This window comes from Pseudomonas edaphica (assembly GCF_005863185.1).
In the GTDB taxonomy this organism is placed as follows: domain Bacteria; phylum Pseudomonadota; class Gammaproteobacteria; order Pseudomonadales; family Pseudomonadaceae; genus Aquipseudomonas; species Aquipseudomonas edaphica.
The window spans coordinates 1-4,958 of the sequence record NZ_VBVZ01000476.1; the positions used below are offsets into that span (position 1 = coordinate 1).

Annotated in this window: 6 protein-coding genes; 3 read left to right on the top strand and 3 right to left on the bottom strand. The window is 61.8% G+C overall.

Going from position 1 to position 4,958, the window contains the following annotated elements:
- Positions 1-110: 110 nt before the first annotated feature.
- Both FEM54_RS24570 and FEM54_RS24575 read right to left on the bottom strand, forming a co-directional pair.
- Positions 111-1,340 (bottom strand): winged helix-turn-helix domain-containing protein, encoded by a 1,230-nt coding sequence (locus tag FEM54_RS24570; RefSeq protein ID WP_138453444.1) that lies wholly within the window; start codon positions 1,338-1,340, stop codon positions 111-113.
- 45 nt (positions 1,341-1,385) lie between these two features.
- Positions 1,386-1,592 carry a DUF1127 domain-containing protein gene (locus FEM54_RS24575; protein ID WP_026013616.1) on the bottom strand — a complete coding sequence of 69 codons (207 nt, stop codon included), beginning with the start codon at positions 1,590-1,592 and terminating at the stop codon, positions 1,386-1,388.
- A 70-nt stretch (positions 1,593-1,662) separates the two neighbouring features.
- Between FEM54_RS24575 and FEM54_RS24580 the strand changes: the two genes are divergently transcribed.
- On the top strand, positions 1,663-2,544 hold the full coding sequence (locus FEM54_RS24580; protein ID WP_138453445.1) for a LysR family transcriptional regulator: 882 nt from the start codon (positions 1,663-1,665) through the stop codon (positions 2,542-2,544).
- On the opposite strand, the gene FEM54_RS24585 is transcribed toward FEM54_RS24580, so the two are convergent.
- Entirely contained in the window at positions 2,534-3,283 is a 750-nt protein-coding gene (locus FEM54_RS24585; protein ID WP_017136156.1) for a sulfite exporter TauE/SafE family protein, read from the bottom strand. The two genes, FEM54_RS24580 and FEM54_RS24585, sit on opposite strands and share 11 nt — an antisense overlap.
- A 108-nt stretch (positions 3,284-3,391) precedes the next feature.
- On the opposite strand from FEM54_RS24585, the gene FEM54_RS24590 reads away from it, so the two are divergent.
- A complete protein-coding gene (locus FEM54_RS24590; protein WP_058422841.1) occupies positions 3,392-4,342 on the top strand; it encodes a LysR family transcriptional regulator in 951 nt (316 codons plus the stop codon).
- Positions 4,343-4,421: 79 nt separating this feature from the next.
- Entirely contained in the window at positions 4,422-4,874 is a 453-nt protein-coding gene (locus tag FEM54_RS24595) for a MarR family winged helix-turn-helix transcriptional regulator (RefSeq protein ID WP_017136154.1), read from the top strand.
- Positions 4,875-4,958: the final 84 nt, after the last annotated feature.

The following is a 4,958-nucleotide window of genomic DNA, read 5'->3' on the forward strand; positions in this document are numbered from 1 at the left end:
TTAGTTGCCTGGGCCGACGCCATCGCGGGCAAGCCCGCTCCCACAGGGGAATGCATTCCAACAGGGGAATGCAATTTTTATGTGGGAGCGGGCTTGCCCGCGATGGCGTCCTAAAGTTCAACACCCAAGCTGAGCATCGCCACCCGAAGCCGCGCCGCACTCGGCCGCTGGCAGTTGAGCTGCACCTGCTCCAACCCAAGCCAGCCCGCCATCTGCCGCAGATTCAGGGCCAACGCCTGCATCCCTTCCTCATCCAGCTCCGGTTCTTCCTCGTGCACCGCGTGCACTGCCAGGCGCCCATTGGCGCGTTCGGCGCGCAGGTCAACCCGCGCGGCAATCCGCTCATTGTGCAAAAACGGCAGCACGTAGTAGCCATACACCCGTTTGTGTTGCGGGGTGTAGATCTCCAGCCGGTAACGAAAATCGAACAGACGCTCGGTGCGGCTGCGCTCCCAGATCAATGAATCGAACGGCGAGAGCAAGGCGCTTGCGGGCACTTTGCGTGGCACTTTGGGTTCAGGCAGGCAGTAAGCCGCCTGCTTCCAGCCCTGCACCTGGCACACCTGCAACTGCCCATCCTCGACCAACTCGGCCAGGCGGCCACGGCTGTCGGCGGGGTCCAGGCGGAAATAGTCGCGCAGGTCTTTTTCGGTGGCGACGCCCAATGCAGTCGCGCTGTGCAGCAGCAAACCGCGCTGAGCTTCGGCTTCGCTCACAGACGCTTGAAGAATATCGGCGGGAATGACCCGTTCCGGCAAATCATAAAGCCGCTCAAAACCGCGCCGGCCCGCGACGGTGACCAAACCGGCGGCGAACAGCCATTCCAGTGCGTGTTTTTCCTCACTCCAATCCCACCAGGGGCCGGCACGCGCCTCGCGGGTCGACAAGCTGCCCGCGCCCAATGCGCCTTGCTGCTCGACGGTGTGCAGCACGCGCTGAATGGTGGCCTGCTGCTCACGCCCAAAGCGCGCCATCTGCGAATAGATGCCCTGCCCCAACTTTGCCCGCTCCATGCGCCAGCGCATCAACGGGTACAGCGCCATGGGCAGCAAGGAGGCCTCATGGCCCCAATACTCAAACAACGAGCGGCGCCGGCCCTGGCTCCAGGCAGCGTGTTCAAGGATCAACGGGGAGTAATTGCCCAAGCGCGAAAACAGCGGCAGGTAATGGGAACGCACCACGGCGTTGACCGAATCGATCTGCAATACACCCAACCGCTCAATCAAACGGTTGAGGTGCGCAGCCTTGATCAATGCTGGCGCCTGGCGCCCGGAAAATCCCTGGGCCACCAGCGCCATGCGGCGTGCTTGCTTGAGGGAAAACGACAGGTCGACGGGCATGGGTCTCTCCGTGTGAGCTCGCCGACCACCCTACTGCATCCTGGCTTATTTTCGCAGCGGGTCTTGCCAGAAATGCAGATGACGCTCCTGCTCGACATCGCTGCGGTTAAGCCCAATATCCTTAAGCGCTTCATCGCTCAAGCTTGCCAGGGCATGGCGCTCCTCATGCAGCGCCTGCCAGCGGGCAATGCTGCGAAGCAGCACGGAAAACGGGCGCTTGCCCAGCAACACAAAACCTTTCTGACCTTTCATCTTCTCGCCCTCCAGTGGGGATGGCGCAAGTGTGTGCCTGGCCTTATGATCAATCCAACGAATGTTTCTTATGCAATACATCTCTGAGATTGATCAATTGTCCAGCTACCCAAGCATTGACACCGACGTACTGCGCACCTTCGTCGCCATCGCCGACCAGGGCGGCTTTACCCGCGCCGGCGAGTTGGTCAACCGCACGCAATCGGCGGTGAGCATGCAGATGAAGCGGCTGGAAGAAGACGTGCTGCAACGCAAGTTGTTCGAGCGCGATGGCCGCCAAGTAAGGCTCACGCCGGAAGGCGAGGTATTACTGGGTTATGCACGGCGCATCCTGAAACTGCACAGTGAAGTGTTCAACACCCTGCGCGAACCGCATATGGTGGGATTGGTGCGCATCGGCACGCCGGATGACTACGTGATGCGCTTTCTGCCGGGCATTCTCAAACAGTTTTCCAAGGCCTACCCACTGATCCAGATCGAGATGCACTGCGAGTCGTCAGCGGTGTTGATGCAGCGCAGAGACTTGGCGCTGACCGTCATCAGCCGTGAACCCGGTAAGGAAATCGGCGAGTTGTTGCGCACCGAGCGCATGGTGTGGGCGGCCGCGCCGTGCTTCTGCGTGGACGAGCACGATGCATTGCCCCTGGCCGGTTCCGGTACTGACTGCCTTTACTACCAGTGGACCCGTGCAGCGCTGGATGCGGCCGGGCGTGATTATCGCATGGCCTACCACAGCTCTAATGTGGCGGCGATCCAGGCGGTGGTTAACGCTGGCCTGGCAGTGATGGTGTGCATGGAAAGCCTGGTGACCGACGACTTGCGAATCCTGAGCAGCGACGACGGCTTCCCGCCACTGCCCTCGATGAACCTGCACTTGTTACGCAACCCGGCAATGACCTCGCCGATCACCGAATGCCTGGCGCAATACATCGTCGAAGGCTTCAGACTTTAAAGGTCAACATCACCGCACACACCGCCAGGAAAGCGCAGAACAGCCCGCGCAACACACGCTCCGGCAGCGCATGGGCGACTTTCACGCCCCAACTGATGCTCAGCAGACCACCCACCGCCAGCGGCACGCCGATCATCCAGTCCACTTCATGGTGCCAGGCGTAGGTGACCAGCGTCACACTGGTACTGGGCAATGCCAGGGCCAGCGACAAGCCTTGCGCAACCACTTGGGTGGTGCCGAACAGGCTGGTCAGTACCGGCGTGGCAACCACCGCGCCGCCCACGCCGAACAAGCCGCCCATGGAACCGGACGCAGCACCCAGCACGCCAAGCCATGGCCAGGAATAACGCATTTGCGCAGACGGCGGTGCGTTGCGGGTGAACAGGCGCAGCAGGTTGTACGCCGCCAGCGTCAGCAAGAACGCGATGAAGCCGATGCGCATGGCCCCGGCGTCCAGGCCCACCGCCCAGATCGAACCCAGCCAGGCAAAGCTGAAGCCCATGACCCCCAGCGGCAGCGCGTGACGCAATTCAATCCGGTTGCGTTGATGGTAACGCCACAAGGCCAGCATCACGTTGGGCACGACCATCACCAAGGCCGTGCCTTGGGCAATCTGTTGATCCAGGCCGAACAACACGCCCAGTACCGGAATTGCGATCAGCCCGCCACCAATGCCAAACAACCCGCCGACCGTACCGAGCGCCGCGCCCAATACCAGATACATCGCCAAATCCATCACCGCTCACCACTCCAGAAGCCCAGGCCTTGCATGCTACGCAGTCGGCTATAGCGTGGAAACGCACAGCAACGCACAATGGCTGTGCCAATCTCGCATAAGCGCACGCCCATGAACCCCAACACTCTGACCGAGCAACTGAGCCTGTTTCTGGATGTATTGGAGACCGGCAGTTTTTCCGCCGCCGCGCGCCGCCACCCACTGACACCCTCGGCGGTAGCGCGGCGCATCGACAGCCTGGAAAGCTCGGTGGGCAGCCGCCTGTTCCAGCGCAGCACCCACGCGGTGCTGCCCACGCCGGCGGGCCTGGCCTTCGCCGAGCGGGCGCGGCGGATCGTCAGCGAATTGCAGCTGGCCCGTGCCGAAGCCGTGTCCTTGAGCCATGCGCCGGAAGGCTTGATCCGGGTGGACGCCCCGGCCGCCTTTGGTCGACGGCACTTGGCGCCGGTAATTGCCGACTTTTTGAATGTGTACCCTGGGCTCGATGTGCACCTGCACTTAATCGACAGCTTTGTCGATATGCAGGGCGCGCACCTGGGCAAAGTCGATTTGGTGCTGCGCGCCGGGCATATCGTTGACACTCGCCTGGTGGCCACGCCCCTGGCGAGCATTGTGCGCATCGCCTGTGCCAGCCCGGCATACCTAAAAAGCCATGGCACGCCAAGCCACCCACGCGAGCTGAGCGAGCACGATGGCCTGGACTGGGACGGCCTGGCGCCGATGTTCGCGTGGCGCTTCGAACTGGATGGGCGCCGCACCCTCTACCGGCCGCGGCGTATCCGCATGAGCGCCAACAACGCCGAAGCCCTACTGTCTGGCGCCCTTGCCGGGCTGGGTATCGCCCACCTGCCCACGTGGCTGGCCAGCGAATACCTGGTGCGCGGCGAGTTGCTGCCGCTGTTTTGCGAAAACGGTCTGCCCAGCCCGGAAACCGCTGGCATCTACGCGTTGCGCCTGGAACAGCAACCGAATGCGCGCAGCCGTTTGCTGTTGGAATACCTCAAATCGCGTTTCAGCCCTGTGCCGCCATGGGATCTGGCGCTGCAAAGCGGCCTGGTCTGACCGCTGCGCCAGAATTATCTGGCGCATTAAAGGTTTGCCCGCTAGATTCCTGGGCATACACGCTTTTTAAGGCAGCACCATGAGTAAAAATCCCAACCCGTGCGAAAACCTGATGCTGGACAACCAGCTGTGTTTCGCCCTGCACTCCACCTCGTTGCTGATGACCAAAGTCTACAAGCCGCTGCTACAAGCCCTCGGCCTGACCTACCCGCAGTACTTGGCCATGATGGTGCTGTGGGAAGAGGATGGCTTGACCGTCGGCGAAATCAGCCACCGCTTGCTCACCGATCCGGGCTCCCTCACGCCATTGCTCAAACGCCTGGAAGCCGAAGGCCTGCTCAGCCGCACCCGCAAGCGTGAAGATGAGCGGGTGGTGGTGGTGGAACTGACCGAAGCGGGACGTGCCTTGCAGGAAAAGGCGATGGGGATTCCCCAGTGCATTCTGGGAGCGAGCGGTATGCAGCTTGAGCAGTTGCGCAAGCTGCAGGCGGATCTGATTGCGTTGCGTAGTAATTTGCAGGGTGCCGTCTGACGCGATTTTTCAAACACTAAAAATCTGAATGTGGGAGCGGGCTTGCCCGCGATGGCGGTGTGTCAGTCGCCAGATGTGCTAACT

Excerpts from the sequence above, each read along its gene's own strand:
- FEM54_RS24580 (WP_138453445.1), top strand. The coding sequence starts at position 1,663 with ATGCAATACATCTCTGAGATTGATCAATTGTCCAGCTACCCAAGCATT.
- FEM54_RS24575 (WP_026013616.1), bottom strand. The coding sequence starts at position 1,592 with ATGAAAGGTCAGAAAGGTTTTGTGTTGCTGGGCAAGCGCCCGTTTTCC.
- FEM54_RS24590 (WP_058422841.1), top strand. The coding sequence starts at position 3,392 with ATGAACCCCAACACTCTGACCGAGCAACTGAGCCTGTTTCTGGATGTA.
- FEM54_RS24570 (WP_138453444.1), bottom strand. The coding sequence starts at position 1,340 with ATGCCCGTCGACCTGTCGTTTTCCCTCAAGCAAGCACGCCGCATGGCG.
- FEM54_RS24595 (WP_017136154.1), top strand. The coding sequence starts at position 4,422 with ATGAGTAAAAATCCCAACCCGTGCGAAAACCTGATGCTGGACAACCAG.